Origin of the sequence: Kaistella sp. (assembly GCF_032060305.1) — a bacterium.
Classification (GTDB): Bacteria; Bacteroidota; Bacteroidia; order Flavobacteriales; family Weeksellaceae; genus Kaistella; species Kaistella yananensis.
The window spans coordinates 1-2,572 of the sequence record NZ_DAMBHK010000091.1 but is presented as its reverse complement, the minus strand read 5'-3'; the positions used below and the strand labels follow the sequence as shown (position 1 = coordinate 2,572).

3 protein-coding genes are annotated in these 2,572 nt (G+C 42.2%); 2 read left to right on the top strand and 1 reads right to left on the bottom strand.

What is annotated here, in order from left to right:
* Together V5N63_RS10580 and coaE are read left to right on the top strand one after the other, a co-directional pair.
* The coding region (locus V5N63_RS10580) for an MBL fold metallo-hydrolase (RefSeq protein WP_332033914.1) at nt 1-840 on the top strand (840 nt) is incomplete at its 5' end.
* Between the two features lie 12 nt (nt 841-852).
* Nucleotides 853-1,473 carry a dephospho-CoA kinase gene (coaE, locus tag V5N63_RS10575; RefSeq protein ID WP_332033913.1) on the top strand — a complete coding sequence of 207 codons (621 nt, stop codon included), beginning with the start codon at nt 853-855 and terminating at the stop codon, nt 1,471-1,473.
* A gap of 71 nt (nt 1,474-1,544) precedes the next feature.
* Here coaE and V5N63_RS10570 read toward each other — a convergent pair.
* Nucleotides 1,545-2,572: T9SS type B sorting domain-containing protein (locus tag V5N63_RS10570; protein WP_332033912.1), on the bottom strand; the 1,028-nt coding region annotated here is incomplete at its 5' end.

The window sequence follows — 2,572 nt, the reverse complement described above, 5'->3', positions numbered from 1 at the left end:
AAATTTAAATTAGACGGCGGCGCTATGTTTGGAGTCGTTCCGAAAACCCTGTGGGAAAAAACCAATCCGGCCGACGAAAGAAACCTTATTGAGCTTGGAACGCGTTCGCTTTTGGTGGAGGATGGCAAAAAATTAATCTTAATCGATTGCGGCCTTGGCAACAAACAAGACGAAAAATTCTTCGGACATTATTCCCTCTGGGGCGATGATTCTTTAGAAAAAAATCTAAAAAAATACGGTTTCGTGCGCGAGGATATTACCGATGTTTTCCTTACCCATCTTCATTTTGACCATTGCGGGGGCGCGATAGAATGGAATGATGATAAAACCGGCTATCGTCCTGCTTTCAAAAATGCACATTTCTGGACTAACGAAGATCACTGGAAATGGGCTACAGAACCCAATCCGCGCGAAAAAGCAAGTTTTTTAAAAGAAAATATTTTGCCAATGCAGGAAAGCGGACAACTTAACTTTTTGCCAACTCCGACCAGTGGAAATTACGGATTCGCGCCGGATTTGAAGATGGATGTGATTTTTGTAGACGGACACACCGAAAAACAGATGCTTCCCGTGATTCAGTATCAGGAAAAAACCATTGTTTTCGCGGCAGATCTTATCCCTACCGTGGGCCATATTCCGCAGGTTTATGTCATGGGTTACGATACGCGACCGCTGCTGACGATGGAAGAAAAGGCTAAGTTCCTGAAACAGTGTGTTGATAATGAATATCTGTTGTTTTTCGAACACGATGCTCACAACGAACTCGCCAGCCTCAAGATGACTGAAAAAGGCGTTCGTCTGGATGAAACTTTCTCCATGAACGAAGTTTTTGGCTATTAACCTGAAAACAGCATGGAAGAAGAACATTTTAATCACAACAAAAAAATTATCGGTTTAACGGGCGGAATCGGCTCGGGCAAAACTACAGTAGCAGAATTTATTGAGGAACTGGGATTTCCGGTGTATTATTCGGATGTGAGGGCTAAAGAAATCGTGAATGATAACGAAAATCTGAAAAATGACATCCGCAAACTTCTGGGCGAAAATGCTTACGATGAATCGGGCAGATATAACAGGAAATATGTGGCAGATCTCGTTTTCAATAATGAAGAACTGCTAAAGCAGCTGAACGGACTGATTCATCCTGCCGTGAGGCTGGATTTCGAAAACTGGGTTGCCAGTCAAAGCGCTGAATTTGTCTTTAAAGAAACCGCTCTTTTATTTGAACTGAAGCTGCATGAAAGCTGCTATAAATCGCTTCTTGTTACGGCAGATGATAATATCAGAATCAAACGTGTAATGGACCGCGACGGCAAAACTTACCGCGAAGTTGAAGCGGTGATGGATAAACAGATGCCCGAAAAAGATAAAGTGAAAAAAGCAGATTTTGTCATCTACAACAACAGCAATATTGAAGACCTCAAAGCTGAAACCGAAAAAACAGTCATGAAATTAACCGATTTGGTTGATTAATAATTTACTTAGAAAAATAAAAAAGCCTGAATTCATCGGATTCAGGCTTTTTGATTATAGTGGGAGAGCAGTTATTCTCTGTTTTTTACAAGAACCCAACCGCTGTATTCGGTAACCGCAGTGAATCCCGGTTCTTTCCATCTCATTACGTACCAGAAAGTTCCTGTGCCTACACCTTTTCCGACGATTCTTCCGTCCCAAGTAAATCGGTTGTTTTGATCACCAGTAAACACCAGCTTTCCGTAACGGTCGAAAATCTGCAGGAACGGTTCTTCTTTCTGGAGAAGTGCGGAATAACTCAGCACATCATTAATTCCGTCTCCATTCGGTGTAATGGCGTTGTAAAGTTCAATTACGTTAATGGTTGCGGTAACCGGTGAACAGTTATCAGCAGAAATTACGGAAATGATATGGTCGCCGCCTCTTACATTCGTAAATATATTTGATGATTGGTAGGTTCCACCGTCAATGGCATATTGATAAGGCGGGTTACCCCCGGTAGCCGTTACGGTTACAGTGCTTCCCTGTATTTGTACGCTTGTGATTTCCGGAAGTGAAACAGCTATCACCGAAACGTTTTGCCTGTACGTACAGCCATTATGCGTAAGATCTACCCAATAATTACCCACCGGTACTGTTACCGATGATGTGGTAGCTCCCGTGCTCCAGAGGTAGGCATCGAATCCGGGACCGGCATCCAATACCGTCGTAGTTCCCGGACAGATTTGCTTATCTGCTAGTTCTGTAGATTTCTTTGGAATCTGAACATTTACCGTCAATTGCCCAATCACATCACAGAAATTATTTTTATGGAATCTCAGATAATAAGTTGCAGTACCGGAAACACTTACCTGATTCGAAATTCCATTTACGTTATTTTGAGCATCAGCTAAAGTCAAATAATAAGAGGCTGTTACTCCCGAATCTGCGGTGAACTCCTTAAGATAATTCGCCAAATTAACTGATTTAACAGCGTCGGAATCATCATCGCACACTTTTACGGCAGCACTCGCATGCAGAAGCGGCAAAGAATTTCCGACTTTGAAATCAATCTGTTTTACTTCAGCCGGACAAACTGTTGAATAGGCTCTTACAAATA